The sequence below is a fragment of the Alterinioella nitratireducens genome (assembly GCF_013155465.1).
Taxonomy (GTDB): domain Bacteria; phylum Pseudomonadota; class Alphaproteobacteria; order Rhodobacterales; family Rhodobacteraceae; genus Alterinioella; species Alterinioella nitratireducens.
Genome location: NZ_JABJVX010000005.1, coordinates 207,385 through 232,735, shown reverse-complemented (window position 1 = coordinate 232,735; position 25,351 = coordinate 207,385). Strand labels below are relative to the sequence as shown.

Genomic DNA, 25,351 nt, shown 5'->3' with positions numbered 1-25,351 from the left:
GACAGCAGGAATATCGCCCCGCCACCGATCCCGGTCGTGGGGCTTTTTGCTGTCCGGGGCTCAGCCCTCCCGGCTCATGCGGATCAGGTCGCTTTCCTTGACGGTTTCCATGACCGCGAAGGAATGGGTCTGCATCACGCCCGGCAGCTTGCCGATCTTTTCGCCCAGAACCTCGCGGAAATGGGCGATGTCATGGGTCCGCACCTTCAGCATGTAGTCGAATTGCCCGGCAATCATCAGGCAGCTCTGCACTTCGGGGATGCTGCGCACGGCGGCGTTGAAATCGTCCAGCGCGCTGTCGCTGGTCCGGTTCAGGCTGATATGCACGATTGTCACATGTTTCATATCGACCAGCGCGGGGTTCAGAACCGCGCGGTAGCGGCTGATCACGCCGGATTTCTCCAGCCGCCTGACGCGTTCCGAACAGGGGGTTTTCGACAGGTTGATGCGCTTGGCAAGCTCGACGATGGACAGGCGCCCGTTCTCCTGAAGCTCGTCCAGGATCTTGCGGTCGATTGCGTCCAAGCGTCTGGCCATTTGGTCATTTGTCCTGATTTCTTCCTGCAAAAAGGGAATAAACCCAAAAAAACTGGAAATAAAGGCCCAACTACTAGTGAAAAAGACTGATACTGAGAACGGGAGACGCGAACAATAATACTACCATTCCCCATGTCACGGTGTCGGCCTCTGCCCGCGGGTAAAGGGGTCTTTCCCGGCACCGATTGGTGACAGCGGGGGGAGCTACGGGAGAGTTGATATTATGTCCACGAAATTGCTGATTGGCCTTGATGGCCACAGTTCCGGCGAAAGGGCGCTGGCCTATGGCGAGGAGATGGCCTGCCAGGTGGGGGGCTGTGAATTGCTGGTCGTCTATGTCATCGAATGGTCGCCCTATTCCTTCCAGACGGCCGAGGAGAATGCCCTGCGCCACAAGCGCCGCGAAGAGGAGATCGCGACCGCGATGGAACGGATCGTCACGCCTGCCGTGACACGCCTGACCGAGGCGGGCCTGTCGGCCAGCGGCATGGTGCGCCACGGCAACGTCGCCGACACATTGAACGCGATCGCGGTCGAGGAGGGGGCAACGCAGATCGTCGTCGCACGCTCGACCGAGGGCGGGTTCACGAAACGGATCTTCGGCAGCGCGACGGCGAACCTGGTGATGGAAGCCAGCGTGCCGGTCACGGTCGTCACGTGAGGGAGGGAAAACTCATGAAAACCTATCAGAAACTCGGCCTGCCCCTCGCGGCACTGGCCTCGACCGTCACGCCCGCGATGGCGCAGGAGGCGCTGAGCCTCGATGACCGGGTCAACGCGGCTTTCGCGACTTTCACCGGCCCCTTCGTCAGCCTGATCTTCGCGCCCTTTCCGGGCACGAATTTCCCCTGGATCGTCATGTGGCTGGTGATCGCGGCGACAATCTTCACGTTCTACTTCGCCTTCGTGCAGCTGCGCTTTTTCAGCCATGCGATCGCGTTGGTCAAGGGCGACTACTCGGACCCCAACGATGCCGGCGAGGTCAGCCATTTCCAGGCGCTGGCAACGGCGCTGTCGGGAACCGTGGGCCTTGGCAACATCGCCGGTGTGGCGGTGGCCGTCGGCATCGGCGGTCCGGGGGCCACGTTCTGGATGATCCTGGCGGGTCTTCTGGGCATGGCGTCCAAGTTCACCGAATGCACATTGGGCGTCAAATACCGCAACGAATACGAGGATGGCACCGTGTCGGGCGGTCCGATGTATTACATGTCCAAGGGCTTCAAGGAGTTGGGCCTGCCGGGCGGCAAGGTGCTGGCGGTGCTGTTCTCGATCTTCTGCATCCTCGGCGCGCTTGGCGGCGGCAACATGTTCCAGGCCAACCAGGCGCATGCGCAGATCTCGGGCATCGTGGGCGACTATCCCGGCTGGATTACCGGCGTGATCTTCGCGGCCGTGGTCTTTGCCGTCATCGTCGGCGGGATCAAGTCCATCGCCACTGTCACCGAGAAGGTGGTTCCCTTCATGGGCATCCTCTATGTCGGTGCGGCACTGGTCATCCTGGCGGTCAACTACAACCTGATCGGATGGGCGTTCGGCCAGATCTTCGCGGGCGCCTTTACCGGCCTGGGGGTCGCGGGCGGCTTTGTCGGCGCGCTGATCCAGGGCTTCAAGCGGGCGGCCTTCTCGAACGAGGCGGGCGTCGGTTCGGCGGCGATCGCCCACTCGGCGGTGCGCACGAACGAGCCGATCACCGAGGGCTTCGTGTCCCTGCTTGAGCCGCTGATCGACACGGTCGTGATCTGCACCATGACGGCGCTGGTGATCACCATCTCGCAGCAGTTGATCATCGACCAGGAGACCGGCAACTATGTCCTGAACGAGGCCGGCACGGCGATTGCCACCATCGGCGATACCTCGGGCGTGGCGCTGACTTCGGCGGCGTTCGGCTCGGCGATCAGCTGGTTCCCTTACGTCCTGGCCATCGCGGTGGTTCTCTTCGCCTTCTCGACGATGATCTCGTGGTCCTATTACGGGCTGAAGGCCTGGACCTACCTCTTTGGCGAGGGCCAGACCTCGGAGCTTGTGTTCAAGGTGATCTTCTGCATCTTCATCGTGATCGGCGCGGCAGCAAGCCTTGGCCCCGTGATCGACTTCTCGGATGCGGCGATCTTCGCGATGGCGGTGGTCAACATCACGGCGCTCTATTTCCTGATGCGGCTGGTGCGGGTCGAGCTGAAATCCTACAGCGCACGCCTGGCCTCGGGCGAGATCCGCAAGTTCGTGCACTGACCCTGCGCAAGACCTGAAATTGCGGGAGGCGGCCTGTCGGTCGCCTCCCGTTCCCGTTTCCGGTGACGTCGCGTTTTCCTTGCCCGGTGGCCCGCCAAGCCCCTAGCCTGCGCGCGGTAACCCGGAGGCCCGACATGATCCCCACCCTGCGCGTTCTCATCCATATGGGCAGTCTGCAACGCCTGCTGCCGTTCTGGATCGGCGGTCTTGTGACGCTGATCCTGGGGTTCAGCCCGCTGTTGCTGCTGGCCGTGGCCTACGGTGTGCTGATGCAGTTCTTCGTCGAATATGCCATGCACCGGTTCCTGCTGCACCGCGCGCCGCCGACCGAGCAGGGCGTGTTCAACGCGCTCTACCGCAGCCATATCGGCCATCACGAGTTTCCCGGCGATGCGGAGTTCTTCACCGGCGACGATCACTGGTATCCGGTCCGCTTCGGCCTGCTGTCGCTGGCGATCCACACGGTTATCCTGTGGCCGGCCCTCGGTCTTGGCGGCGCGCTGGTGTTCGGGGTGGTGGCGATCTTCTTCGGCTCGGTCAGCGCCTTCGCCTTCTATGAATACTGCCACACGCTGGCGCATCTGAACGTGCCCAAGGGCTGGTTCGGCACCCGCGTGACGCAAAGCCACCTGGCGCATCATTTCCAGGATCACGACGCGACCTATCACGTCAGCATCGGCATGGGCTGGATCGACCGGCTGTTCGGCACCGCCCATGACCGCGACACCGCCAAGGCGCGCTATGACCGCAAGACGATCCTGAGCATGGGGATGGACCCCGAGGATCTGCGGCTGGTGACGGCGCGCAAGGCTTACGGGCTGCCGAAGATCCCAGGCAACCGGCGCGGCCCGCCGACCGAGACCGGGGCCTGAGCGATCAGGTCGTCGGGCCGAACTCGCCGCAGAGGGGTGCCTCGACAAAGGCGCGTTGCGCGGCGAGGTCGGGGCAGGTCGCAAGGGCCAGCGCCAGCTTGGCGTAGGCCGCCTCCAGCGTCATGTCGCGCCCGTCGATGACGCCGTGGCGCAGCAGGATGGCCCCGGCCTCGTAGGTGCCGAGCGTGGTGCCCCCCTCCAGGGTCTGGCTGACCGCGACGACCGGGATGGCGCGCGCGGCGGCGGCCTCAAGCGCCCCGGCCAGCACCGGATCGTTCGGCACCGTGCCACTGCCATAACAGCGCAGCACGATCCCGTCGCAGACCTTCATGGCATGCTCGATCACCTGCATCGCGCAGCCCGGCGCGACCGGCAGCACGGCGATCGAGGCGCGCCCGAAGGCGTGGCGGATCAGCCTTGGCCCCGCCCGGCGCGGCATGCGCTCCGAGGGCCAGCCCGAGAACGCATCATGCGCCGCGCTGTGAACCTTGCGCGCCCGCGGCCCGCGCAAAAGCTGGCCCGCGAACTGGATCCAGACGCCCGGTTCGGCTTCGCCCGCGATCCGCAGGGCATCGGCCAGGTTCCTTTCGCCATCGCTGCCGGGTTGTTCCAGCGGCACCATCGCGCCGGTCAGGATCACCGGCTTGTCCAGCCCCTCCAGCGCCATGGCCAGCGCCGAGGCGGTGAAGGCCAGCGTGTCGGTGCCGTGGGTGATGACGAAACTGCCGTAATCGGCATGGTGCGCCGCGATCTCGGCGCTCAGCCGGTTCCAGTCCTCGGGCGTGGCATTGGCGCTGTCGATCAGCGGGTCCAGCCGCTTGAGGTCCACCGCGCCGCCCGCCTCCAGCCGGTCCAGCGCGCGTTCAACGAGACCGGTGGCGGGGTGCAGCCCCTCGGGCGAGGGGGCCATGCCGATGGTGCCGCCGGTGTGCAGCAGTAGGGTTCGGGGCGATGTCATGGGCTCTCTTCCTCCGGTCGGCAGGTCATGGGGATGGGTCAGATCACCCCGGAGCGCGTGAAACAAGAAGAGATCGCTTTCAAATTCGTCAAAACCAGTGTAAGGCCCCCCAATCTGAGACGTGACGCGATGGACCCCGGCGTCGCACGATAGGATTGGGGTCGGCGGCAATGGGGCCGCCATAGACACGGGGGACCCGGAAGGCCGGGAGCGCCCCCTGATAGGAAACGATACATGTTCAACGTGACAACGAAATCCATCCAGTGGGGCGAAGAGACGCTGACACTGGAAACCGGCAAGATTGCCCGTCAGGCCGATGGCTGCGTCATCGCCACCCTGGGCGAAACCAGCGTCATGGCCGCGGTGACCTTTGCCAAGCAGCCGAAACCGGGTCAGGACTTTTTCCCGCTGACGGTGCATTACCAGGAAAAATACTATGCCGCCGGCAAGGTGCCGGGCGGCTTCTTCAAGCGCGAGGCGCGTCCGACCGAGAAGGAGACGCTGACCGCGCGCCTGATCGACCGTCCGATCCGCCCGCTCTTCGTCCCCGGCTTCAAGAACGAAGTGCTGGTGATGTGCACGGTGCTGAGCCATGACCTGGTCAACGATCCCGACATGGTCGCGATGATCGCCGCCTCGGCCGCGCTGACCATTTCCGGCGCGCCCTTCATGGGTCCGATCGCGGGCTGCCGCGTGGGCTATGAGGATGGCGATTACGTCCTGAACCCGACCGTCGACGACATGCACGACCTGCGCAACAACCCCGATCAGCGTCTCGACCTGGTCGTCGCGGGCACCAAGAACGCCGTGATGATGGTCGAATCCGAGGCCTATGAGCTGACCGAAGAGGAAATGCTTGGCGCCGTGACCTTCGCGCATGAGCAGATCCAGCCGGTCATCGACCTGATCATCAGCCTCGCCGAAAGCGCCGCGAAAGAGCCGTTCGATTTCCAGCCCGCCGATTACTCGGAGCTTTACGAGGCCGTGAAAGCCGCCGGTGAGGACAAGGTCCGCGCCGCCTACGCGATCACCGACAAGCAGGAACGCACCACCGCCGTTTCCGACGCCAAAGCCGCGATCATCGAGAGCCTGAGCGCGGAGCAGCAGGAAGACCCGAACCTCGGGTCCGCGCTGAAAAAGCTGGAAGCCTCCGTCCTGCGCGGCGACGTCGTGAAAACCGGCAAGCGCATCGACGGCCGCGCGCTGGACACGGTCCGGCCCATCGTCTGCGAAACCGGCCTTCTGCCGCGCACGCATGGCTCGGCGCTGTTTACCCGTGGCGAGACGCAGGGCCTGGTCGTGACCACGCTTGGCACCGGCGACGATGAGCAGTTCATCGACGCGCTGCATGGCAACTTCAAATCCAACTTCCTGCTGCACTACAACTTCCCGCCCTATTCGGTCGGCGAAGCGGGTCGCGTCGGCCCTCCGGGTCGGCGTGAGATCGGCCACGGCAAACTGGCCTGGCGCGCGTTGCAGGCGGTTCTGCCCGCGGCGACGGATTTCCCCTATACCGTGCGTCTGGTGTCGGAAATCACCGAATCGAACGGCTCCTCCTCGATGGCGTCGGTCTGCGGCGGGTCGCTGTCGATGATGGATGCGGGCGTGCCGCTGAAATCGCCGGTTGCCGGCGTGGCGATGGGCCTGATCCTGGAAGAGGACGGTGACTATGCCGTTCTGACCGACATCCTGGGCGACGAGGATCACCTCGGCGACATGGATTTCAAGGTCGCGGGCACCGAGGCGGGCATCACGTCGCTCCAGATGGACATCAAGGTTGCGGGCATCACGCCCGAAATCATGTCCAAGGCGCTGGAACAGGCCAAGGCCGGACGTCTGCACATCCTGAACGAGATGGGCAAGGCCCTGACCGAGGCGGGTTCGTTCTCGGTCCATGCGCCGCGCATCGAGACCATGCAGATCCCCACCGACAAGATTCGCGAAGTGATCGGCTCGGGCGGCAAGGTGATCCGCGAGATCGTGGAAGTGTCGGGTGCCAAGGTCGACATCAACGATGACGGCATCATCAAGATCGCATCGCCCAATGGCGAGGCCATCCAGAAAGCCTATGACATGATCCATTCGATCGTGGCCGAGCCCGAGGAAGGCAAGATCTACAAGGGCAAGGTCGTGAAGATCGTCGATTTCGGCGCCTTCGTGAACTTCTTCGGCAAGCGCGACGGGCTGGTGCATGTCAGCCAGATCGAGAACCGCCGCCTGAACCACCCCTCGGACGTTCTGAAAGAGGGTCAGGAAGTGTGGGTCAAGCTGCTCGGCTTCGACGATCGCGGCAAGGTGCGCCTGGCGATGAAGATGGTCGACCAGGAGACCGGCGCGGAATTGGCCAAGGAAGACGCTGAGTAAGCGGTTTCGTCATGAGATTGAAAAGGCCCCGCGATTTCGCGGGGCCTTTTTGTTTCGTGTCCGGGTGTCCGAAAAAGCCACCCGACCTGACCAAATGGCTGCATGGTCAAGCCGGGTGCAGGACCGATGGTGTTCAGGCCGCGCGACCGCGCATGTAGTAGATCACGCCACCCAGGACGGCACCGATGACCCAGGCATAGCCGCTGAGTTGGGCAAGCGCCGGAACCCAGACGGTTGCGATGGAGAAGACCGCGGCGATGGCGAATGCGATCAGCGCGTTGTCGTTCCAGCCGTTGCGGTAGTGGTATTCGCCACCGTCCATGTTGTAGAGCGCATCGCGGTTCAACGACTGCTTGCGCAGCAGGTAGTAATCCACGATCAGGATGCCATAGAGCGGGGCCAGCGTGGCACCGAGCGTGTTGACGAAGCCGCTGATGCCGAAATTGCTGATGAAGGCCGTCCAGAGCCCGCCGATGACCAGGGCAAAGCCCGAGGTGATCAGGCCAGCGGCGCGGAAGCTGATTTTCGACGGTGCCAGGTTGGCGATGCCGTTCACGGCGGGGATGAAGTTGGCCACCAGGTTGATACCCACGGTCGCGGCGAAGAAGGTGATGGCCGCAATAACGCCGAGAAGGACGCTGTCGGTGCGATCGACGATCTCGGTCGGGTTGATGATCGCCTCGCCATAGACGACGGCGGCCCCCGCGGTGGTCAGCAGTGCCAGCGCCGAGAAGAGGATCATGTTCAGCGGCAGGCCGGCGAAATTGCCCTTGACCATCGTGCCCTTGTCACGGGCATAGCGTGAGAAGTCCGAGAAGTTGATCATCACGGCAGCGAAATAGGCGACCATCGTGCCGACAATGGCGATGAAGCCGTTGATCTCGGTGGTCCAGGTGGCGTCGGCGCTGACAAAGATGGTGCGCGCCTGGCTGAGCAGTTGACCGTCGGATTTGAACCAAAGCACGATCACGAGGCCGATCATGACGGCATAGACGAAGGGGCCGGCGATGTTGAGGAAGGTTTCGACCCAGTCCATACCGCGCCAGAAGATCAAGATGTGGAAGGCCCAGACGATCACGAAGGAGATCCAATCGACGGCGCTGAGGCCCAGGTATTCGGCCCCGCCGGTGGTGCCCGTGAGCGAGTGGATCAGGAGGGCAACGGCGGTGGAGGCGAAATAGACCTGCACCCCATACCAGAACACTGCGACCGTGGCCCTGAGGACCGAAGGCAGTTTGGCCCCGGCGGTGCCCATGCTGGCGCGTGCAAAGACCGGGTAGGGGATCCCGTATTTTTCGCCAGCGGCCCCCGAGAGGTTGACCATGAACATCACGAAAAGACTGGCGGTGATCAGGGCGGTGAAAGCCGTCCAGCCGCTGACGCCGAAGGAGATGAAGAGCGAGGCCACCAGCGAGTAGCCAAACAACGACTGGATGTCATTGGCCCAGACGTTGAAGATGGCGAACCAGCCCCAGGACTTCTCTTCTGCCGTGACCGGGTTCAGCGTGTCGCCGTCGCCCGGAGCGTGGTCCATGTGCGTGGTGGTCATTGTGTCTCCCTCCCTAGGAATGGTGCTCGCGGGGGTGTTGCGGTGGATGACGCAACGAAAATCGCGGCCTGTCATTGTATCTAACATTTTAGCATTTATATTAGAAAAAATGATACATAAGGTTTTTAGACAAATCTTTCATAAAATATTTGAAGATCAGGCCCTGATTCTTCTCCGATACTGGACAGTATGAGCAGTGAGACCGACATGACCGCGAAAAGCCCGCCCAAGGATCTGATGATGGACCAGGCCTACAAGGCCCTGATTGCGCAACTGCGTGACGGGCGGTTGGCGAGCGGCAATTTCCTGTCCATGCCGATGCTGGTTGAGCGCCTGGAAATGCCGATTGCGGCAGTCCGCGAAGCGGTGAAGCGCGCCGAGGCGGCCGGGTTGGTCGATGTGATCCCCAAGCGCGGTGTGATGGTGATGGATGCCGGGCCGCAGATCACGCGCGAATGCCTGGAACTGCGCGCGATCTTCGATTGCGAGGGCGCGCGCAACCTGATCGAGGGTGGCTTTGACATGCCGCTGCACGAAATGCGCCAGATCCATGAAGCGTTGCGCGACCTTGCACGGGATCGGTCGGTCACCGGCCTGTCGGCGCGCGCCATTGAGACCGACCTTTCGCTGCACGATATGCTGTCGGCGGGGATTGGCTCCAACCTTGCCGAACGGCTCTATGACGAAAACCGTGACCGGATTGCCGTGATCCAGAACAGTCGCCCGTTTCTGCCGGATCGGATCACTTCGGCCATGGAGGAGCATCTGGTGATCATCGCGGCCCTCGAGGCGCGCGACCTTGAGGCGACGACTGCCGCAATTCGCGCGCATCTGGCAAACACCCTGCGCTGGTGGGGTGTCGAGACCTGACGAACAGGTGTGATCCTGTCAGACGATTTCGGCGGCGGTGACGGGCTGGCGCATGAGTTTCAAATCGAAACCCGTCGCCTGAGCCATGGCTGGAAAATCCCTTCCGGCGCAGTCCGGCGGGAACCGTTCCTCCCGCAACACTTGACTATCTTCCGGTCCTCGCCCCATCCTTGAGGCATCCATGCTCAAGGATGAAAAACTCAGGGAGACTATCATGAACAAGCATTTTGTTGGCGCGCTTGTCGCGGCCACGACGGTTTTCGGCGCTGGCGCTGTCGCCGCGCAGGACACTTTCATCGCCATCGGCACGGGCGGTGTGACCGGCGTCTATTACCCGACCGGCGGCGCGATCTGCCGGATGGTCAACCGCAACCGGGCCGAGCATGGCATCCGCTGCGGTGTGGAATCGACCGGCGGTTCGGTCTTCAACATCAACGCCATTCGCGGCGGCGAGCTTGAGTTCGGCGTGGCGCAGTCCGACTGGCAGTATCACGCCTATAACGGCACCTCGCGGTTCGAGGAGCAGGGCGCGTTCGAAGACCTGCGGGCCGTCTTCTCGGTCCATCCCGAGCCCTTCACCGTTGTCGCGCGCGCCGATTCCGGCATCGAGAATTTCGAGGATCTGCGGGGGATGCGCGTCAATGTGGGCAACCCCGGCTCGGGTCAGCGCGGCACGATGGAAGTGCTGATGGCCGAGATGGGCTGGACCATGGATGACTTCGCGGTCGCCGCCGAGTTGCAGGCCGCCGAGCAGAGCCAGGCGCTGTGCGACAACAATATCGACGCGATGATCTACACCGTCGGCCACCCGTCCGGCTCGATCCAGGAGGCCACCACCGCCTGCGATTCCGTGCTGGTGAACGTGACCGGCGACGCGGTGAATACGCTGGTCGAGGAAAATCCCTTCTACCGTGTCGCCACCATTCCCGGCGGCATGTATCGCGGCAATGACGAGGACGTGACGACCTTCGGCGTCGGCGCGACCTTCGTGACTTCGGCCGATGTGCCCGAAGAGGTCGTCTATGAAGTGGTCAGCGCAGTGTTCGAGAATATCGACCAGTTCCGCGGCCTGCATCCCGCATTCGCCAACCTGGACCCGGCGGAAATGGCCAATGACGGCCTGTCGGCACCGCTCCACCCCGGGGCCGAGCGCTACTACCGCGAGGCTGGCCTGATCGAGTGACGCTCACGCCCCGGCGCCTTCCTGCCGGCACAAGATCCGGTCGGGCACCACCCACGGTGCCCGACCGCCAAAAATAACTGGCAGCCTTTCTTGGCACCACTCGGGGGAACAGCGCGATGACGGATCAAGACGGGCGCGAGGGGCGCCAATTCACCGACGAGGAATTGCAGGATCTGGTCGCCAGCACCGATAGCGGCGCGCGCGATCCATCCAATCGCAATATCGCGCTGCTGATCTCGGGTCTGGCGCTGGTCTGGTCGCTGTTCCAGCTCTGGATCGCGCAGCCGCAGCTCTGGTTCGCGCAATACCTGCCGGCGATGAACTCGACGCAGACGCGGCCCCTGCATCTCTTTTTCGCCATCGTCCTCGCGTTCCTGGCCTATCCGGCGCTCAAGCGCTCTCCGCGCCACTACATTCCCATCACCGACTGGATCCTGATCGCCATCGGTGGCTTTTGCACGTTCTACGTCTTCTGGTTCTCCGACGTTCTGGCGCTGACGGCCCGCTCGGGCCTGCCGACGCAGACGCAGGTGATCATCGGCGCGGTCGGTATTGTCGTCCTCCTGGAGGCCAGCCGCCGCGCGCTTGGCCCCGCGCTGACCATCGTCGGGGCGATCTTCCTGGCCTATGCCTATTTCGGGCAGGGCTGGCTGGTGCCCGACCTGATCGAGCATGAGGGCCTGTCCTTCACCGCGCTGATCAATGCGCAATGGCTGGATACGGGCGGCGTCTTCGGCATCCCGCTTGGGGTCTCCACCGCTTTCGTGTTCCTCTTCGTCCTTTTCGGCTCGCTGCTGGACAAGGCGGGGGCGGGCAATTACTTCATCCAGCTGGCCTTCGCGGGCCTCGGCCACCTGCGCGGCGGGCCGGCCAAGGCCGCCGTCGTGGGCAGCGCGATGACCGGGCTGATCTCGGGCTCTTCCATCGCCAATGTCGTCACCACCGGCACCTTCACCATTCCGCTGATGAAGCGGGTGGGCTTCACCGCCGAGCAGGCGGGCTCGGTCGAGGTCGCCTCCTCGGTCAATGGTCAGATCATGCCGCCCGTCATGGGGGCCGCGGCATTCCTGATGGTGGAGTTCATCGGCATCTCCTACATCGAGGTGATCAAGCACGCCTTCATCCCCGCCGTGATCAGCTATATCGCGCTGGTCTATATCGTGCATCTGGAGGCCCTGAAAAAGGACATGCCCGCCCTGGGCGAGGCCAAGAGCTTCCTCGGCATGATCATCAAGGCGTTCATCGGATTTGCCGTCGCGGGCGTCGGCTTCACCGCGCTGATCTATGGCGTCGGCGCGCTGCGCGACACGCTGCCGGACCTGACCGGGCCGATCATGATGGTGGTGCTGCTAGCGGTCTATCTCTGGCTGGTCGCCATCGCCTCGCGCAAGCCCGACCTCGAGATGGACGACCCCAATTCCAAGGAGATCAAGCTGCCGCAGGTCAAGGACATGTATTCCACCGGCCTGCATTATATCCTGCCTATCGTGGTGCTGATCTGGTTCCTGATGGTGGAACGGCAAAGCCCCGCGCGCTCGGCCTTCTTCGCCACCGCGCTGATGATCGGGATCATCTTGACGCAGCGCCCGCTCAAGGCGCTCTTTCGGGGCGAGGGCGGCCAGATCGCGGCCGAGTTCAAGAACGGCTTCAACGATCTCATCGACGGTCTGATCGCGGGTGCGCGCAACATGATCGGCATCGGCGTCGCCACGGCGGCCGCCGGTATCATCGTGGCCACCGTCACCCGCACGCCCATCGGGACAGAGCTTGCCGGGCTGGTCGAACAGCTGTCCTTTGGCATCCTCTTCCTGATGCTGGTGCTGGTGGGGCTCTTCTCGCTGATCCTGGGCATGGGCCTGCCGACCACGGCGAATTATATCGTGGTCTCGTCGCTGATGGCCTCGGTCGTGGTGTCGCTGGGCGCGCAGGAGGGGTTGATCGTGCCGCTGATCGCCGCGCACCTCTTCGTGTTCTATTTCGGCATCATGGCGGATGTGACGCCCCCCGTGGGGCTGGCCAGTTTCGCCGCCGCCGCCGTGTCGGGGGGCGATCCGATCAAGACCGGTTTCACCGCCTTCTTCTATAGCCTGCGCACCGTCGCGCTGCCGTTCCTGTTCATCTACAACCCGACGCTGATCCTCTATGGCGTCGACCTGGGGACATGGGCCGGGATGGGGCAGGCGGTGTTCGTCTTCGTTGTCGCGACATTTGCGATGCTTCTCTTCGCCGCCGCCACGCAGGGCTATTTCCTGGCCCGATCGCGGATCTATGAAAGCGCCGCGCTGCTTCTGGTGGCCTTCACCCTCTTCGTGCCGAATGTCTGGCTGAACATGGTGCAGGATCCGTTCATCGAGGTGCCGCCCGCCCAGTTCGAGGAGGCGCTTGGCGCGGCGCCCGAGGGCGAGCGTATCCGCCTGCAGATCGCGGGGCCGGATTTCAACACCGGCGAGACGGCGGAAACCACGCTGGTGATCTTCGCCGAGGGCGGCGATACCGCGACGCGGATGTCGAATACCGGCCTTCTGCTGATCCCCGATGGCGATGCGATGCGGCTGGATGAGCCGATGTTCGGCACCGAAGCCGCCGAGGCGCTGGTCGATTTCGACTTCTACGCCGACGATCCGGTGCAACTCTCCGCCGTGCAGATGGCGCGCGACCGGCTGCCGGAGCAGGTCTTCTACCTGCCGGCGCTGCTGCTGCTCTTGATCGTGATCCTGCTGCAACGCCGCCGCCAGACCAAACCGGCCTTCTGAGGAGGATGCCCCATGTTCAAGACCGTTCTTCTGCCCATCGACCTGTCGAGTGATCAAAGCTGGTCGCGCGCGCTGCCCGCCGCGCTGATGCTGTGCGAGGCGGGGGGCGGTGTGCTGCATGTCACCACAGTGGTGCCCGATTTCGGCCTGTCCGTGGTCGGCAGCTATTTCGATGCGAGCTTCGAGGAAAACGCCCTGCACGATGTCGGCGAGGCCCTGACGGCCTGGGTCAAGGACAATGTCCCGGACGGCGTCGAGGTGCATCCCCATGTCCTGCATGGCCGGGTCTATGACCAGATCATCGAGGCGGCGAACCGGCTGAACGCGGACGCCATCGTCATGGGCTCGCACGCGCCGGAGCTCAGCGACTACCTGCTTGGCCCCAACGCCGCGCGGGTGGTGCGCCACGCCAGGCAATCCGTCTTCGTGGTTCGGGGGGATTAGGTCCGATGACCCATGTTTTCGGTCGCGGCAAGGCCCCCCTGCGCAAGGCCGTGCGCGGCGAGGGCTGTTACCTCTATGACGATCAGGGCCGCGCCTATCTGGACGGATCGGGCGGCGCTGCGGTGTCCTGCCTGGGCCATTCCGATCCGGATGTGCGCGCCGCGATGCACGCGCAACTGGACCAGCTGGCCTTTGCCCATACCGGGTTCTTCACCTCCGAGCCTGCCGAGGCGCTGGCCGATCTGCTCATTGCCAACGCGCCCGAGGGGATCGACAAGGTCTACCTGCTGGCGGGCGGTTCCGAGGCGGTCGAGGCGGCGCTGAAACTGGCGCGGCAGTATTTCCTGGAGATCGGCGAGGGCAAGCGCCACCGCGTCATCGCGCGGCGGCAGAGCTACCACGGCAACACGCTCGGCGCATTGGCGGCGGGCGGCAATGCCTGGCGGCGCGAGAAATACGCGCCGCTGCTGGTCGAGACCAGCCATATCGCGCCCTGTTTCGAATACCGCGAACGCGGTGAGGGCGAGAGCCTGGAGGATTACGGCCAGCGCGCGGCGAATGAGTTGGAGGCCGAGATCGAACGGCTTGGCCCCGAAACCGTCATGGCCTTCATCGCCGAACCCGTGGTCGGCGCGACGGCGGGCGCGGTGCCCTCGGTTCCCGGCTATTTCCCCCGCATCCGCGAGATTTGCGACCGGCACGGGATCCTCCTGATCCTTGATGAGGTCATGTGCGGCATGGGGCGCACCGGTAGCCTCTTTGCCTGCGAACAGGACGGCGTCAGTCCCGATATCGTGACCATCGCCAAGGGGCTTGGCGCGGGCTATGCGCCGATTGGCGCGATGTTGTGTTCGGGGAAGATCTACGAGGCCATCGCGCAGGGGTCGGGCAGTTTCCAGCACGGTCACACCTATCACGCGCATCCGCTGTCGGCGGCGGCGGCCCATGCGGTCGTCTCGGCCATCCTGGACCGGGGCTTGATCGAGCGGGTGCAGGTGCAGGGCGAAACGCTTGCCGCAGCCCTGGACGCAGCGTTCGGTCAGCATCCCCATATCGGTGACCTGCGGGGGCGTGGCCTCTTTCGCGGTGTCGAGCTGGTCGAGGATCGGGCCAGCAAGCAGCCCTTCGATCCGGCCCGAAAGCTGCATCTCAAGGTGAAATCGGCGGCGATGGAGGAAGGGCTGATCTGCTATCCGGCGGGCGGCACCGTCGACGGCAAGTCGGGCGATCACATCCTGCTGGCCCCGCCCTTCATCATCGAGGATGCCCAGATCGACGAACTTGTCGGCAAGCTGTCGCGCGCCATCGACCGGGGGTTGCAGGCGTAGCGGCGGGGACGTGCCCCGCCGCCTGTCAGTTTATAACGCGCCGACTTCCTCATAGTAGCGCCGCGCACCGGGATGCAGTTGCATCAGCCCGCGCTGTTCGGCGGCAAAGTTTACATCCAGCGCTGCCGCCCAGGGGGCCTGCGAGGTCACCTGGTCGAGGTTTTCCCAGAAGGCGCGGGTGATCTGGTAGACAAGCTCTTCGTCCAGATCGGCGCTGATCGCGATTCCGACCGAGGTGTTGTGAGAGATCACCGGGCCGTCATTGGTCTGGTTCTCGTAGATGCCTGCCGGGATCTCCTCCAGAAAGCTGTATTCGCCCAGGAAGGCCTCGACCTCGGGGCCTTCGGTCATCTCGGGCTGGATGAAGCGCAGGCTTTCGGTCTCCGAGAATTGCAGGAATTGCTGGCACGGATCGAGGCAGCCATTCACATACATCTCGACGCTGCCATCAAGGAATGCCTGGAACCCGGTTTGCCAGTTGGCGCTGATCGCCTCGTAATCCTCGCCGACGACAAGGCCGGTCGAGGCCTCGATCCAGCGCCGCGCGGAATGGTAGGCGCCGCCGCCCTGCGGGCCGATGAAGACCGTCGCGCCCTCGATGTCATCGAGCAGCTGGATGTCGCTGTCGCCGCGCACGGCATAATGATACTGGCCATAGGGGAACCACATCAGAAGCTGGACGTTTTCCGCCGCCTCCGCCGCATCGGCCTCGTTCTGATACATCGCGGCCCCGGCGGCCATCAGGTCGTAGATGTTGGGCGAGGTCATCGACATCTCAAGGTTGCCGCGCCCGATCTCCAGCTGGTGCAGGGTCGCCGCGCCACCGCCTGCGACCTCGATGGTGACGCCCTCCAGGTTGTCATTCACGATATTGGCGAAGGTGGCCATGGTGATGGCCTGGCCCAGGCTCGGCGCGATCGTGGCCATGCGCAGCGTTTCCTGCGCCTGTGCCGCCCCGGTGGCAAGCATCGCGGCAAGCGCGGTGCCGGTGATCAGATGTTTCATGTCAGTCTCTCCCTGTTTTGAATGTCAGGCGGCGGTGCTGCCGCGCGGTTGGGGGGAACCGTCCCCGGCCCCCTTGATGCGGTGGAAAAGGATCAGCGCGATGCCCAGGCCCGCCGCGGGCAGGGCATAGACCATTTGCGGCGCCAGCATCACCAGCCCGGCGGCGACGCGCAGCGCGCGCTCCAGCGGGGTCAGCGGCCCCCGCTCATGACCCGCCAGCGCCGAGGACAGCAGCCACATCGCCAGGATGAAGGCCGCGACGATCCAGAAGAAGGCGAACCACGAGATCGCATAGGGATCCATCATGGTGGCCGAGCTTGAGACCTCGGAGCCGAACCAGGCGAAGAGCACCTGCAACTTGTAGAGGACCGCCGGGTGATAGGCGAAGACGAAGGGGATCAGGAACCCGGCCAGCCCGATCTTGGCGGCGGCAAAGCCGGTCTTGATCGGATCGGCCCCCGCGATGGGCGCGGCGGCGAAAGCGGCTAGCGCCACGGGCGGCGTCACCGTCGACATCACTGCAAAGAAGACGACGAAGAGGTGCAGGGTCAGTTCTGGTATGCCCACGGCCTCGATGCCGGAGGAGAGGGCGATGACGATGATGAAATAGGTCGCCCCGGGTGGCAGCCCCATGCCGAGCACGATGGAGCCGAGCGCCACCACGATCAGCACGATGAAGAGCGGCCCATCGGCCAGTTGCGCCAGCAGAAGCGACAGCCGCCCGGCAAAGCCCGACAACTGGATCAGCCCCACGATCAGGCCGATCGCCGCCACGATCACCACGATGGAGGCCGACATCCGCCCCGCATCGGCAAAGGCATGCCAGAGCCTGGAGCGGTTGCGGAACTCGGGGAAAAGCGCCAGCGACGTGGCCAGCGCCGCGACGAAGCCGTAGAAGCCCGCCTTGGGCACCGAAGGCTGGATGAAGAGGAAGGTGGAGAGGACGCCAAGCGGGATGATGAAGACCAGGCATTGGCGATACTCGCGCCCCGTCAGGCCCGGACGCTGATCGGCGGGCAGGGCGCCGACGCCTGCGCGGCGGGCCTCGAAATAGACCGCCATGAAGGTGCCGAGGTAATACATGAAGGCGGGCAGGATCGCCGCGACCACGATATAGCGGTACTCCAGCCCGATCTGTCCCGCGACGAAAAAGGCGACAACGCCCATCACGGGGGGCATGATCTGGCCCCCGGTCGAAGCCGCAGCCTCGACCGCGCCGGCGAAGGCGGGGCGGAAGCCCGCGCGCTTGATCACCGGGATGGTCATGACGCCGGTCGAGACGACGTTGGAAATCGCCGCGCCGGACAGGGTGCCGAAGAGGGCCGAGGAAGCGACCGAGGCATGGGCCGCCCCGCCGATGAACCCGCCCGTCAGCCGGTTGGCGATCTTCATCAACAGGTCGCCCGCGCCCGATGCCATCAGCACCGCGCCGAAGACGATGAAGATCAGCACGTTGCCGGACACGACCTGGATCGGCTGGCCGAACATGCCCCCCGTCTGCGACCAGAAATTCTGCACCATCGCGCGCAGGTTCTGGTCAAAGGGCGCGTCCGAGCCTTGCAAGATGCCCATCCACGCGGGCAGGTCGCCGCGCAGGAACAGGTAGATCACCCAGAACAGGCAAAAGGCCGCGATGAAGCCGCCGAACATGCGCCAGGTCAGGTAAAGCGTGACAGCGGAGGCCAGCGGGAAGATCACGAAATCAATCGGATCGGCCGAGGGCAGCAGCCCCGCATCGGTGGCGAAAACGCCAACGATCCATTGCGTCAGCGTGACGATGGAGACGATGGCGAGCAGCCAGTTCAGCCAGCGCAGCCCTGGCCGGTCATGCAGGGTGAGCGAGGAGATCACGAGGCCGAAGAGGATCGGCAGGCCCAGGATCAGGCCGGTAGGTTGCAGGAACCCGCGCTCGACCGCGCGCCAGGCGGCGCCGAGCCAGTGCTCGCGCAGGAGGACGCGCTGGTCGCGGCGCGAAAGCTCCTCGAAATCGGCGGTCGTGGCCTCGATGAACCAGCGCACGAAATCGCTGATTGGCCCGCCGGCGGCATAGAGCAGGATGACCAGCGCAAAGAGCACGGCGAGGATATCCGCGATGCGCCGTTCGGGCGCGTTCGGGGCGGTGGCACCGAAACTCATTGGGTTGGTTCCTTCAGGTGATTCTGTTCAACCGGACCGCGATATTTCCGGGTCAGTTCCTCGGGCACTTCGGTCCCGTCCTTGAGGAAGGGCAGGACGCCGCGCCGCGCCGAGGCCCCGCGCATGGCGTCAAGATCGGCGTCCGAGCGGGTCACCCGCTGCGACAAGCGCAGGCCCCATTGGGTCAGGTGGCGATAGAGGCGGGCAACCTCTCCGGCGTGATCGGGCGAGGTGCCGAGATCGTGGAACTCCTCCGGGTCGGTTTCAAGATCGAACAGCATCGGGCGAAAGCCACCTTCGGCATGGATCAGCTTGAAGCGCCCGTCATGGACCATGAAGAGGCGCGCATCCGCGTTCGAGACGCCAACCGCGTCACGCATCTGGGTCAGGCAGTAGTCATATTCGCTGATCACCACTTCGCGCCAATTCCCGGGCGCTTGCCCGTGCAGCCACGGGACCAGGCTGCGCCCCTCCAGGATATGCCCCGCCACTTCACCGCCCGCCGCGTCGACGAAGGTGGGCACAAGGTCTATCGCCTCGACCAGCGCGTCGCAGGTGGTGCCGCGGGTGGTGTCGGCCTCGGCCCGCGGGTCGTAGATGATCATCGGGATCTTGGCCGAGGCATCGTGGAACATGTCCTTTTCGCCCAACCAGTGATCGCCCAGGTAATCGCCGTGATCCGAGGTCAGCACGATCATGGTGTCGCCCATCTGCCCGGTCTCCTCCAGCCGGTCGAGGATGCGGCCAAGCTGGTCGTCGCATTGCTTGATCAGGCCCATATAGGCGGGGATGACCTTCTGCCGGACCTCGTCTTGCTGGAACGCCTTGGCGATCTTGTTGGACATGAAGGCGGCGTAGACGGGGTGCGGGTCATCCCTTTCGCGCGCGTCACGGGTCGCGGCGGGCACGTGGTTCGCGCCATACATGTCGTGATAGGGCGCGGGCACGATATAGGGCCAATGCGGCTTGATATAGCTGACATGCGCGCACCAGGGGCCGTCGGTCCTGTCCATGAAATCCAGCGTTTCCGAGGTCAGCCAGGGCGTCTCGCTATCCTCCTCGCGGATATTGGCGGGCTTGTCGGCATTCATGAACATCCAGCCCGAGGCCTTCTGCCCGCCTTCAATCCCGGCATTGGCATAATCGGCCCAGGGATTGCTGCCGTCATAACCTTTCGACTTGAGATAGGCGTTATAGGGCGAGGGCTTGGGGTCATAGAACCCGTCCGGCCCCTCGCCCCAGAGCCCGTCATCGCGCACCCAGACGTCAAAGCCGCATTCGGCCTGCCGCCTGCCGATAGTGCTGTCGGGGTCAATCCCCAGGCGCGCCATCCCGGCGGTGTCGGGCTTCATATGGGTCTTGCCGAGCAGCCACGTTTCCACCCCCGCCGCGCGCAGGTGGTCGCCGAGCGTCATTTCGCCCACCCGCAGGGGGTAGCCGTTCCACTGCGCGCCGTGGCTGGAGGCATAGCGCCCGGTGTAAAAGCTCATCCGGCTTGGGCCGCAGACCGGCGATTGGGTATAGGCATTGGTGAAGCGGACGCCCTTCGCCGCGACGCGGTCGAAATTGGGCGTGTGCAGATGCGGATGCCCGGCGCAGCTCAGGTAATCGAACCGCAATTGGTCATACATGATGAACAGGATGTTCAACGCGCGTCCTCCCCACAGATTTTCCGGTCCCAATTCGCTTCGCGCAGTTTACGCAGGGAAACCATAACAGACAAATCGTTCATCCTCACTGACATGAGTTCTGGTTATGGGTTGACCAGCCGCGCCGCCTCCTCGATCACCAGATCCTCGAAGGCGAGTCCGGCCATGGTCGGCACGCGGGCCAGTTCCGAGGTCAGCGAGATCGAGATCTCGGGAAAGTCGAAGTCGAGGTCCAGCGTGGCGATCTGCCATCTGCGGGCGACATCGCGCACCAGCAGGGTCGGGAAGGAGCAGAGCAGGTCCGTCCCCTCCAGCATCGACAGGATGGTCAGGATGGAATCGGAACACAGGATCGGTGTCGGCGCCTGCATTCCGCGTGCCTCGAAATAGGCGGCGAAGGTCGCGCGCCTCTCACGCGGGCCGATCAGCAGCCATTGCGCCTGTTGCAGCGCCTCCGGCGAGGTCTGGGTCAGGTAGCGCGAGCCATCGCCGGTGACGATGGTGATGGACGTGCTGACCAGGTGGCGCGCGCGCAGGCCGACGGTGGTCTCGGGCTCGGGGGCCGGTCCGATGACGAAATCGGCCCGTCTTGCGCGCAGCATCTGGTAGGCGCGGCTGGAATGGCCGCCGACGACCTGCACCTGCACGGAGGGAAACCGCCGCGCGAAACGGGTCAGCACGGGCGGCAGGATCTTGACGGCGGCGAAGGGCGAGACAACGACATTGAGGGTGCCGTGAACCCCGCCCTGCATCTGCGCGATGTCCTCGTCCAGCAGCGCCAGATCGCGCGAGATCAGGCGGCAGCGGTCAACGACGCGCTCCCCCTCGACGGTGGGCACGACGCCATGGGGGCCGCGATGGAAGATCTGGCAGCCGAGGTCGCGCTCGGCGGCCTGCAGCGCCTTGGACAGCGCCGGTTGTGATTTGTTCAGACGCAGCGCCGCCGCGCCGAGGCTGCCCGCCTCGGCAATCGCCGTCACCAGTTCCACATGTTTCGCTTGCATCCGCCGACTGTGCCAGATTCGCGCGGACTTGCCTAAGGCTCAGGCGCGAAAACCTGCCAGCCCATCATCCAGCGCGCGACGGTGGTGATCAGCGCCATGGCGGCGAAGAGATAGGCCAGCCAGATGAACGCCCCCGGCCACAGGCAGAAGGCGACGAAAAAGAGGATGGTCTCGAACCCTTCCGTCAACCCGCCGAGATAGTAGAGCCCCTTGGTGGGGAAGTCCTCGGCCGTCAGCCGCCGTTTCTCGGCCAGGACCGAAAAGGCAAGGAAGGACGACCCGGTGCCCACGAAGCTGAAGATCAGAACGGCGGCGGGCAGCGCGTTGCGCGAGGGGTCGGCCAGCGCAAAGCCAAGCGGAACCGCCGCGTAGAAGACGAAATCCAGCGCGATGTCGAGGAAGGCCCCGCGATCGGTGGGGGTGCCCATCCGCGCGACGGCCCCGTCCAGCCCATCCGCCACGCGGTTGATCAGGATCAGCACAAGGCCGATCCCGTAGAACCCGGCCCAGATCGCGGGCAGGGCCAGTATCCCGATAGCGAAACCTGCCAGCGTGATGTGGTCCGGGCGCACGCCCAAACCATGCAGCAATTCCGCCGGTGGGTGGGTCAGGCGGCGTTGCAGCGGCAGCAGGCGGGCGTCGAGCATGGGCAGGTCCGGGTGGCGATTGGTTCGCCCGACCCTGCGGGGCTATGCCCACACCCGCAAGACACGTTCACGTCACAGGCGTGCCCAGGTTGCTACATAGGCAGGATTTCCGCCACCTCGACGGACCCGCCCGCGTCATTGATCGGGCAGCCTGCGGCCATCTTGCAGGCGGCGTCCTGATCTGGGGCCTCGACAATGGTATAGCCCGAACACGGGTTCGATCCGCCGTCATCCGTCACGCCGCTTGCGCTGACGGTTTTCGACATGCCGACAGGCGCGCCGCCATCGACGATCGCCGTACCCAGGCCCTCCATCCAGGCCCCCCAGGCGGCCATGACCCTCGCGCCTTCTTCCTCGGTCTCGGGCATGGAGCCGCCGTGATAGACAAAGAGATAATGCGACATGGGGGTAGTCCTCCTGGTTGGTCAGGGCGCGAGGGTCGCGTCCAGCTTGTTGAGGGATGAGGTCCATCCCCGGTTGTGGTTCTCGGCGGCCTCCGCGTCGGGCAGATCCATATGCTGCAGCCGGAAGGTCGTGCCTCCCGCGCCATCCGCCTCGACCGTGAAGGTCACATGGCTTTCCGCGCCGCGCCTGTCCTCGTCGTCATGCCAGGCCCAGGTGAAGCCGACCGACCGGGGCGGATCGACATGGGTGACCTGGCCCGTCACCTTGTAGCGCCCGCCTTCACCATTGATCATGACCGAGCCCCAGGCGCCGGTGCGGGTGAAATCCAGATCACCGCTTTCGACGCGCACGCCTTCCGGCCCCCACCATTGCGCCAGCATATCGGGGTCGGTCACGGCGCGGAACACATCCTCGGGCGGGGCGGCGAAATGTCGGGTCAGGTCGAGATCGGGCATGGCGGTCAATCCTTATCCGGGTCCAGCAGGACGGCGAGCCTGTCGAGGCTGCCCTGCCAGAACTCCTGGCGGGTGATGGTCCAGGTGCCGATGGCGCGGATCGCCTCCGGGTCCACCGCGTAGATGCGGCGTTGCGCATCGACGCGCTGCTGCACCAGCCCCGCCTGGCGCAGCACCTTGAGGTGGCGGGAAATGGCAGGGGCGGAGATGTCGGCCACGTCCTGCAACGCGCCCGCGGGCAGCGGGCCATCCGCGATCAGGCGGTCGACGATGGCCAGCCGCGTCGGGTCGCCAAGGGCGGCGAATTGAGTCGCAAGCGAGGGGTCGGGGCGCGAAGACATATATATAACATATGCGTTAATTAATGGCAGAGTCAATTGAGGACGTGTCGCCGCAGCCTGTGGGCTGCGCCAATCCGCGCCCGCTGACGCGGGCGATCTGGATATTTGAAGAACAAAGAAGGGGTCTTACGGGTATGCGCGCACCGTGCCGTCACCCAGGATCACCCGCTGCATCGGGATGTCCCAGGGCATCGGATAGATCGTGCGCATCGCCGCGAAGGGCTGCCCGACGCCGATGATCACCGTGCCTGCGGGTGCGCGCGCCAGGGTCCGGTCGTAATAGCCGCCGCCATTGCCGAGCCGATAGCCGGCCTCGTCCACGCCCAGAAGCGGCACGATGACGGTATCGGGGGTGACGGGTTGCGCCTCGGCCGGGACGGGGATGTTCCAGACGCCGCGCGTCATGGCCGCGCCCGGTTGCCAGCGGTGGAACGCGACCGGCGCATGTTTCTGCACGATCACCGGCAGCGACAGCCGCGCGCCGCGCCGATGGGCCGAGGCGAGCCAGTCGCGCAGGTCGATCTCGCCCCGGATAGGCCAATAGGCGGCGATGGTTGTGCCCGCCGGATCGGGCAGCAGGGCATCGAGCCGTGCCGCGATCTGTCCTGCCATCGCGCGCTGATCCTCGACCGGCATCGCCTTGCGCAGGGCATAGAGCCGGGTCCGCTCGGCCTTGCGGAAGGTGGCCACGTCGCGCGCGGTTTCCGGGTCGATCACATGGCCGTCCACGAGGTGATGCGCGAAACAGGGGTCCGATCCGGGGGTGTCGTCGTCCATCTCAGCAACCTTCCCTTGCCAGTTTGCGGGCAGGGTGCGCCGATGGTTCGTGACGTCAACCCGCAAGGCGACCGGTCAGAGACCGGAACGGACATCGGGGCCTTCAGACGGGCCGCTTCATCGCCTCGAAACTCTCCATCGAGAAGGCCACCGCTGCGCCTGTCTCGGGGTCGAAGAGGTCGCGCTGCAACGCGGTCAGGGGCCCGAGATAGACATGGATCGCCAGCGACGGCGCGCCGCCCTCGGTGGTGACGGTGTGGATCGCGTCCCTGTCGAGCGTGATGACGTCACCGGCCCGCGCGGTGACGGTCTCGATATGCTCCAACCCGCCCGGCCCGCGCCGGTAGAGCGCGGAGGTCTCGCCGCCCGCATAGCCCGCTATCAGCACTTTCAGCTTGTGCTCATGCGCCGGAATCGCCTCGTGCGGGTGAAAGCGGCAGCGCCAGATCGACAGGGTTTCATCCTCGAAATAGAGGATCTCGTCCTCGCCATCCTCGGGCGTCGCGGCAATCAGGGGGGCGGGATCGGCAACGGCCGCGGTCAGCACCTCGCGGATTGCCGCCTCCGCATCGGGCGCTTTGGCCGCTTGGCGGATGTCGGATACCAGCGTGTCGAACGAAAACGCCATGAGTTGTCCCCCCTGACGCAACCCTAGGAGCTGAGGGGCGGTCGCGGCAACCCCGATCAGCCCTCGATCTCGTCCAGCAACGCGGGCAGCGCGCCCAGATCAGCGATCTCGCGGAACCTCGGGTGATCCTCGGGCGTCTCGGCATGTTCCAGCGCCCAGGTCAGGCCATGCGGCACGTAGATACCCCAGGCCCCGGCCTCCAGCGCGGGAACCACGTCGGATTTCATCGAATTGCCGATCATCATGGCGCGCGCCGCGCCGCTATCCGCAAAGGCGCGGGCGTAGATCTCGGGCGTCTTGTGGCTGACGATCTCGACCCCGTCGAAAAACTCGCCCAGGCCGGACGCGGCCAGCTTGCGCTCCTGATCCAGGAGGTCGCCCTTGGTGATGAGCACGATCCGATGCGTGCCCGCCAGCGCCTCGACCGTTTCCTGCGCATGGGGCAGCAGGTGGACGGGGTGGCGCAGCATCTCTTGCCCTGCGTCGAGAATATCCGAAATCACCCGCGCGGGCACCTTCTGTTCCGTCACCTCGATGGCGGTTTCGATCATCGACAGCATGAAGCCCTTGATGCCGAACCCGTAATGGCCAAGGTTGCGGCGCTCGGCCTCCAGCAGGCGCTCCAACAGGTGATCGCGTTCGGTGTAATCGGCCAGAAGCTCCGCGAAGCGATCATGGGTCAGATGAAAGAAGGTTTCGTTCTGCCACAGCGTATCGTCCGCATCGAAGCCGATTGTTTCGATTTTCCTGTGCATTTGATCCTTTCCGCCGGGGCAGGGCCTGAAATCGCCCCCTTTTCCCATAGCGCATGCAGCCTATATACTGGGATCAATACGACCCCAATGCGATCCCACCCGGAAGGCGTAATGATTCTGCACCCGCTGACAGCGATGACCAAGGCCCCCAAGACCGGGGACAGTGCCGATGTGCTGACCCAGACCAAGCCGAAGACGCAGCGTCCGCCGCTTTACAAGGTGCTGCTGCTGAATGACGACTACACCCCGATGGAGTTCGTCGTGCATGTTCTGGAACGCTTTTTCGGCATCACCCATTCGCAGGCGGTCGAGATCATGTTGACCGTCCACAAGAAGGGCGTGGCCGTTGTCGGTGTGTTTTCCTACGAGATTGCCGAAACCAAGGTGGCGCAGGTGATGGATTTCGCCCGCCGCAACCAGCATCCCCTGCAATGCACCATGGAGAAAGAGGAATAGCACGCT

The 25,351-nt window shown here is 64.6% G+C and carries 25 protein-coding genes; 10 read left to right on the top strand and 15 right to left on the bottom strand.

Translation table 11 applies throughout. From position 1 onward, the window contains the following. Positions 1-60: 60 nt before the first annotated feature. Positions 61-537, bottom strand: a complete 477-nt coding sequence (locus tag HNS34_RS10830; protein WP_172320078.1) for an Lrp/AsnC ligand binding domain-containing protein — start codon at positions 535-537, stop codon at positions 61-63. A gap of 223 nt (positions 538-760) precedes the next feature. Here HNS34_RS10830 and HNS34_RS10825 point away from each other — a divergent pair, with 223 nt between their 5' ends. From HNS34_RS10825 to HNS34_RS10815, 3 genes are all read left to right on the top strand, one after another. Beyond that, positions 761-1,198, top strand: coding sequence for a universal stress protein (locus HNS34_RS10825; protein ID WP_172320077.1), 438 nt, complete (start codon positions 761-763; stop codon positions 1,196-1,198). Positions 1,199-1,212: 14 nt separating this feature from the next. Continuing rightward, positions 1,213-2,766: an alanine/glycine:cation symporter family protein gene (locus HNS34_RS10820; RefSeq protein ID WP_172320076.1), complete on the top strand. Its 1,554-nt coding sequence runs from the start codon at positions 1,213-1,215 to the stop codon at positions 2,764-2,766. 134 nt (positions 2,767-2,900) lie between these two features. Beyond that, positions 2,901-3,638 carry a sterol desaturase family protein gene (locus HNS34_RS10815; RefSeq protein ID WP_172320075.1) on the top strand — a complete coding sequence of 246 codons (738 nt, stop codon included), beginning with the start codon at positions 2,901-2,903 and terminating at the stop codon, positions 3,636-3,638. A gap of 4 nt (positions 3,639-3,642) precedes the next feature. Here the strand turns inward: HNS34_RS10815 and HNS34_RS10810 are convergent, their stop codons facing one another. Then, positions 3,643-4,596, bottom strand: coding sequence for an asparaginase (locus HNS34_RS10810; protein ID WP_172320074.1), 954 nt, complete (start codon positions 4,594-4,596; stop codon positions 3,643-3,645). Between the two features lie 234 nt (positions 4,597-4,830). Here HNS34_RS10810 and pnp point away from each other — a divergent pair, with 234 nt between their 5' ends. Continuing rightward, on the top strand, positions 4,831-6,960 hold the full coding sequence (gene pnp / locus HNS34_RS10805; RefSeq protein WP_172320073.1) for a polyribonucleotide nucleotidyltransferase: 2,130 nt from the start codon (positions 4,831-4,833) through the stop codon (positions 6,958-6,960). A 133-nt stretch (positions 6,961-7,093) separates the two neighbouring features. Here the strand turns inward: pnp and HNS34_RS10800 are convergent, their stop codons facing one another. Beyond that, positions 7,094-8,509 (bottom strand): NCS1 family nucleobase:cation symporter-1, encoded by a 1,416-nt coding sequence (locus HNS34_RS10800; RefSeq protein ID WP_172320072.1) that lies wholly within the window; start codon positions 8,507-8,509, stop codon positions 7,094-7,096. Positions 8,510-8,698: 189 nt separating this feature from the next. Between HNS34_RS10800 and HNS34_RS10795 the strand changes: the two genes are divergently transcribed. Beyond that, positions 8,699-9,379 carry a GntR family transcriptional regulator gene (locus HNS34_RS10795; protein WP_235952690.1) on the top strand — a complete coding sequence of 227 codons (681 nt, stop codon included), beginning with the start codon at positions 8,699-8,701 and terminating at the stop codon, positions 9,377-9,379. Between the two features lie 18 nt (positions 9,380-9,397). Here the strand turns inward: HNS34_RS10795 and HNS34_RS10790 are convergent, their stop codons facing one another. Then, a complete protein-coding gene (locus HNS34_RS10790) occupies positions 9,398-9,595 on the bottom strand; it encodes a hypothetical protein (RefSeq protein ID WP_172320071.1) in 198 nt (65 codons plus the stop codon). On the opposite strand from HNS34_RS10790, the gene HNS34_RS10785 reads away from it, so the two are divergent. The 4 genes from HNS34_RS10785 (at position 9,594) to HNS34_RS10770 (ending at position 15,087) form a co-directional block, all read left to right on the top strand. Next, on the top strand, positions 9,594-10,562 hold the full coding sequence (locus tag HNS34_RS10785) for a TAXI family TRAP transporter solute-binding subunit (RefSeq protein WP_172320070.1): 969 nt from the start codon (positions 9,594-9,596) through the stop codon (positions 10,560-10,562). The two genes, HNS34_RS10790 and HNS34_RS10785, sit on opposite strands and share 2 nt — an antisense overlap. 116 nt (positions 10,563-10,678) lie before the next feature. Continuing rightward, positions 10,679-13,315: a TRAP transporter permease gene (locus tag HNS34_RS10780; RefSeq protein WP_172320069.1), complete on the top strand. Its 2,637-nt coding sequence runs from the start codon at positions 10,679-10,681 to the stop codon at positions 13,313-13,315. A gap of 12 nt (positions 13,316-13,327) precedes the next feature. After that, a complete protein-coding gene (locus HNS34_RS10775) occupies positions 13,328-13,759 on the top strand; it encodes a universal stress protein (protein ID WP_172320068.1) in 432 nt (143 codons plus the stop codon). Positions 13,760-13,764: 5 nt separating this feature from the next. Further along, positions 13,765-15,087, top strand: a complete 1,323-nt coding sequence (locus HNS34_RS10770) for an aspartate aminotransferase family protein (protein WP_172320067.1) — start codon at positions 13,765-13,767, stop codon at positions 15,085-15,087. A gap of 30 nt (positions 15,088-15,117) precedes the next feature. Here the strand turns inward: HNS34_RS10770 and HNS34_RS10765 are convergent, their stop codons facing one another. The 11 genes from HNS34_RS10765 to HNS34_RS10715 all read right to left on the bottom strand — a co-directional run bounded on the left by HNS34_RS10765 (position 15,118) and on the right by HNS34_RS10715 (position 24,889). Beyond that, positions 15,118-16,092 carry a TAXI family TRAP transporter solute-binding subunit gene (locus HNS34_RS10765; protein WP_172320066.1) on the bottom strand — a complete coding sequence of 325 codons (975 nt, stop codon included), beginning with the start codon at positions 16,090-16,092 and terminating at the stop codon, positions 15,118-15,120. A 24-nt stretch (positions 16,093-16,116) separates the two neighbouring features. Continuing rightward, positions 16,117-18,228 (bottom strand): TRAP transporter permease, encoded by a 2,112-nt coding sequence (locus HNS34_RS10760; RefSeq protein WP_172320065.1) that lies wholly within the window; start codon positions 18,226-18,228, stop codon positions 16,117-16,119. Next, positions 18,225-19,877, bottom strand: a complete 1,653-nt coding sequence (locus HNS34_RS10755) for a sulfatase-like hydrolase/transferase (RefSeq protein WP_172320064.1) — start codon at positions 19,875-19,877, stop codon at positions 18,225-18,227. Before HNS34_RS10755 ends, HNS34_RS10760 begins: the two co-directional genes overlap by 4 nt. Before the next feature lie 104 nt (positions 19,878-19,981). Beyond that, complete coding sequence (locus HNS34_RS10750; protein WP_172320063.1) at positions 19,982-20,881, bottom strand: LysR family transcriptional regulator; 900 nt, start codon at positions 20,879-20,881, stop codon at positions 19,982-19,984. A gap of 32 nt (positions 20,882-20,913) precedes the next feature. Beyond that, positions 20,914-21,528 carry a CDP-alcohol phosphatidyltransferase family protein gene (locus HNS34_RS10745; RefSeq protein ID WP_172320062.1) on the bottom strand — a complete coding sequence of 205 codons (615 nt, stop codon included), beginning with the start codon at positions 21,526-21,528 and terminating at the stop codon, positions 20,914-20,916. 92 nt (positions 21,529-21,620) lie between these two features. Further along, complete coding sequence (locus HNS34_RS10740; protein WP_172320061.1) at positions 21,621-21,932, bottom strand: YciI family protein; 312 nt, start codon at positions 21,930-21,932, stop codon at positions 21,621-21,623. A gap of 21 nt (positions 21,933-21,953) precedes the next feature. After that, positions 21,954-22,388: an SRPBCC family protein gene (locus HNS34_RS10735; RefSeq protein WP_172320060.1), complete on the bottom strand. Its 435-nt coding sequence runs from the start codon at positions 22,386-22,388 to the stop codon at positions 21,954-21,956. 5 nt (positions 22,389-22,393) lie between these two features. Then, positions 22,394-22,729: an ArsR/SmtB family transcription factor gene (locus HNS34_RS10730; RefSeq protein ID WP_172320059.1), complete on the bottom strand. Its 336-nt coding sequence runs from the start codon at positions 22,727-22,729 to the stop codon at positions 22,394-22,396. Between the two features lie 126 nt (positions 22,730-22,855). Then, complete coding sequence (locus HNS34_RS10725) at positions 22,856-23,506, bottom strand: 5-formyltetrahydrofolate cyclo-ligase (RefSeq protein WP_172320058.1); 651 nt, start codon at positions 23,504-23,506, stop codon at positions 22,856-22,858. Between the two features lie 103 nt (positions 23,507-23,609). Continuing rightward, complete coding sequence (locus HNS34_RS10720) at positions 23,610-24,134, bottom strand: hypothetical protein (RefSeq protein ID WP_172320057.1); 525 nt, start codon at positions 24,132-24,134, stop codon at positions 23,610-23,612. A gap of 56 nt (positions 24,135-24,190) precedes the next feature. Then, the gene (locus HNS34_RS10715; protein WP_172320056.1) at positions 24,191-24,889 is read right to left on the bottom strand and encodes an HAD family hydrolase; all 699 of its coding nucleotides are present in this window, start codon (positions 24,887-24,889) and stop codon (positions 24,191-24,193) included. 135 nt (positions 24,890-25,024) lie between these two features. On the opposite strand from HNS34_RS10715, the gene clpS reads away from it, so the two are divergent. Beyond that, positions 25,025-25,345 carry an ATP-dependent Clp protease adapter ClpS gene (gene clpS / locus HNS34_RS10710; RefSeq protein ID WP_172320055.1) on the top strand — a complete coding sequence of 107 codons (321 nt, stop codon included), beginning with the start codon at positions 25,025-25,027 and terminating at the stop codon, positions 25,343-25,345. Positions 25,346-25,351: the final 6 nt, after the last annotated feature.

Excerpts from the sequence above, each read along its gene's own strand:
- clpS (WP_172320055.1), top strand. The coding sequence starts at position 25,025 with ATGACCAAGGCCCCCAAGACCGGGGACAGTGCCGATGTGCTGACCCAG.
- HNS34_RS10780 (WP_172320069.1), top strand. The coding sequence starts at position 10,679 with ATGACGGATCAAGACGGGCGCGAGGGGCGCCAATTCACCGACGAGGAA.
- HNS34_RS10790 (WP_172320071.1), bottom strand. The coding sequence starts at position 9,595 with ATGATAGTCTCCCTGAGTTTTTCATCCTTGAGCATGGATGCCTCAAGG.
- HNS34_RS10715 (WP_172320056.1), bottom strand. The coding sequence starts at position 24,889 with ATGCACAGGAAAATCGAAACAATCGGCTTCGATGCGGACGATACGCTG.
- HNS34_RS10820 (WP_172320076.1), top strand. The coding sequence starts at position 1,213 with ATGAAAACCTATCAGAAACTCGGCCTGCCCCTCGCGGCACTGGCCTCG.
- HNS34_RS10770 (WP_172320067.1), top strand. The coding sequence starts at position 13,765 with ATGACCCATGTTTTCGGTCGCGGCAAGGCCCCCCTGCGCAAGGCCGTG.
- HNS34_RS10760 (WP_172320065.1), bottom strand. The coding sequence starts at position 18,228 with ATGAGTTTCGGTGCCACCGCCCCGAACGCGCCCGAACGGCGCATCGCG.
- HNS34_RS10815 (WP_172320075.1), top strand. The coding sequence starts at position 2,901 with ATGATCCCCACCCTGCGCGTTCTCATCCATATGGGCAGTCTGCAACGC.
- HNS34_RS10830 (WP_172320078.1), bottom strand. The coding sequence starts at position 537 with ATGGCCAGACGCTTGGACGCAATCGACCGCAAGATCCTGGACGAGCTT.
- HNS34_RS10775 (WP_172320068.1), top strand. The coding sequence starts at position 13,328 with ATGTTCAAGACCGTTCTTCTGCCCATCGACCTGTCGAGTGATCAAAGC.
- HNS34_RS10825 (WP_172320077.1), top strand. The coding sequence starts at position 761 with ATGTCCACGAAATTGCTGATTGGCCTTGATGGCCACAGTTCCGGCGAA.
- HNS34_RS10740 (WP_172320061.1), bottom strand. The coding sequence starts at position 21,932 with ATGTCGCATTATCTCTTTGTCTATCACGGCGGCTCCATGCCCGAGACC.
- HNS34_RS10745 (WP_172320062.1), bottom strand. The coding sequence starts at position 21,528 with ATGCTCGACGCCCGCCTGCTGCCGCTGCAACGCCGCCTGACCCACCCA.
- HNS34_RS10810 (WP_172320074.1), bottom strand. The coding sequence starts at position 4,596 with ATGACATCGCCCCGAACCCTACTGCTGCACACCGGCGGCACCATCGGC.
- HNS34_RS10725 (WP_172320058.1), bottom strand. The coding sequence starts at position 23,506 with ATGGACGACGACACCCCCGGATCGGACCCCTGTTTCGCGCATCACCTC.
- HNS34_RS10785 (WP_172320070.1), top strand. The coding sequence starts at position 9,594 with ATGAACAAGCATTTTGTTGGCGCGCTTGTCGCGGCCACGACGGTTTTC.
- HNS34_RS10800 (WP_172320072.1), bottom strand. The coding sequence starts at position 8,509 with ATGACCACCACGCACATGGACCACGCTCCGGGCGACGGCGACACGCTG.
- HNS34_RS10720 (WP_172320057.1), bottom strand. The coding sequence starts at position 24,134 with ATGGCGTTTTCGTTCGACACGCTGGTATCCGACATCCGCCAAGCGGCC.
- HNS34_RS10795 (WP_235952690.1), top strand. The coding sequence starts at position 8,699 with ATGAGCAGTGAGACCGACATGACCGCGAAAAGCCCGCCCAAGGATCTG.
- HNS34_RS10765 (WP_172320066.1), bottom strand. The coding sequence starts at position 16,092 with ATGAAACATCTGATCACCGGCACCGCGCTTGCCGCGATGCTTGCCACC.
- HNS34_RS10735 (WP_172320060.1), bottom strand. The coding sequence starts at position 22,388 with ATGCCCGATCTCGACCTGACCCGACATTTCGCCGCCCCGCCCGAGGAT.
- HNS34_RS10730 (WP_172320059.1), bottom strand. The coding sequence starts at position 22,729 with ATGTCTTCGCGCCCCGACCCCTCGCTTGCGACTCAATTCGCCGCCCTT.
- pnp (WP_172320073.1), top strand. The coding sequence starts at position 4,831 with ATGTTCAACGTGACAACGAAATCCATCCAGTGGGGCGAAGAGACGCTG.
- HNS34_RS10750 (WP_172320063.1), bottom strand. The coding sequence starts at position 20,881 with ATGCAAGCGAAACATGTGGAACTGGTGACGGCGATTGCCGAGGCGGGC.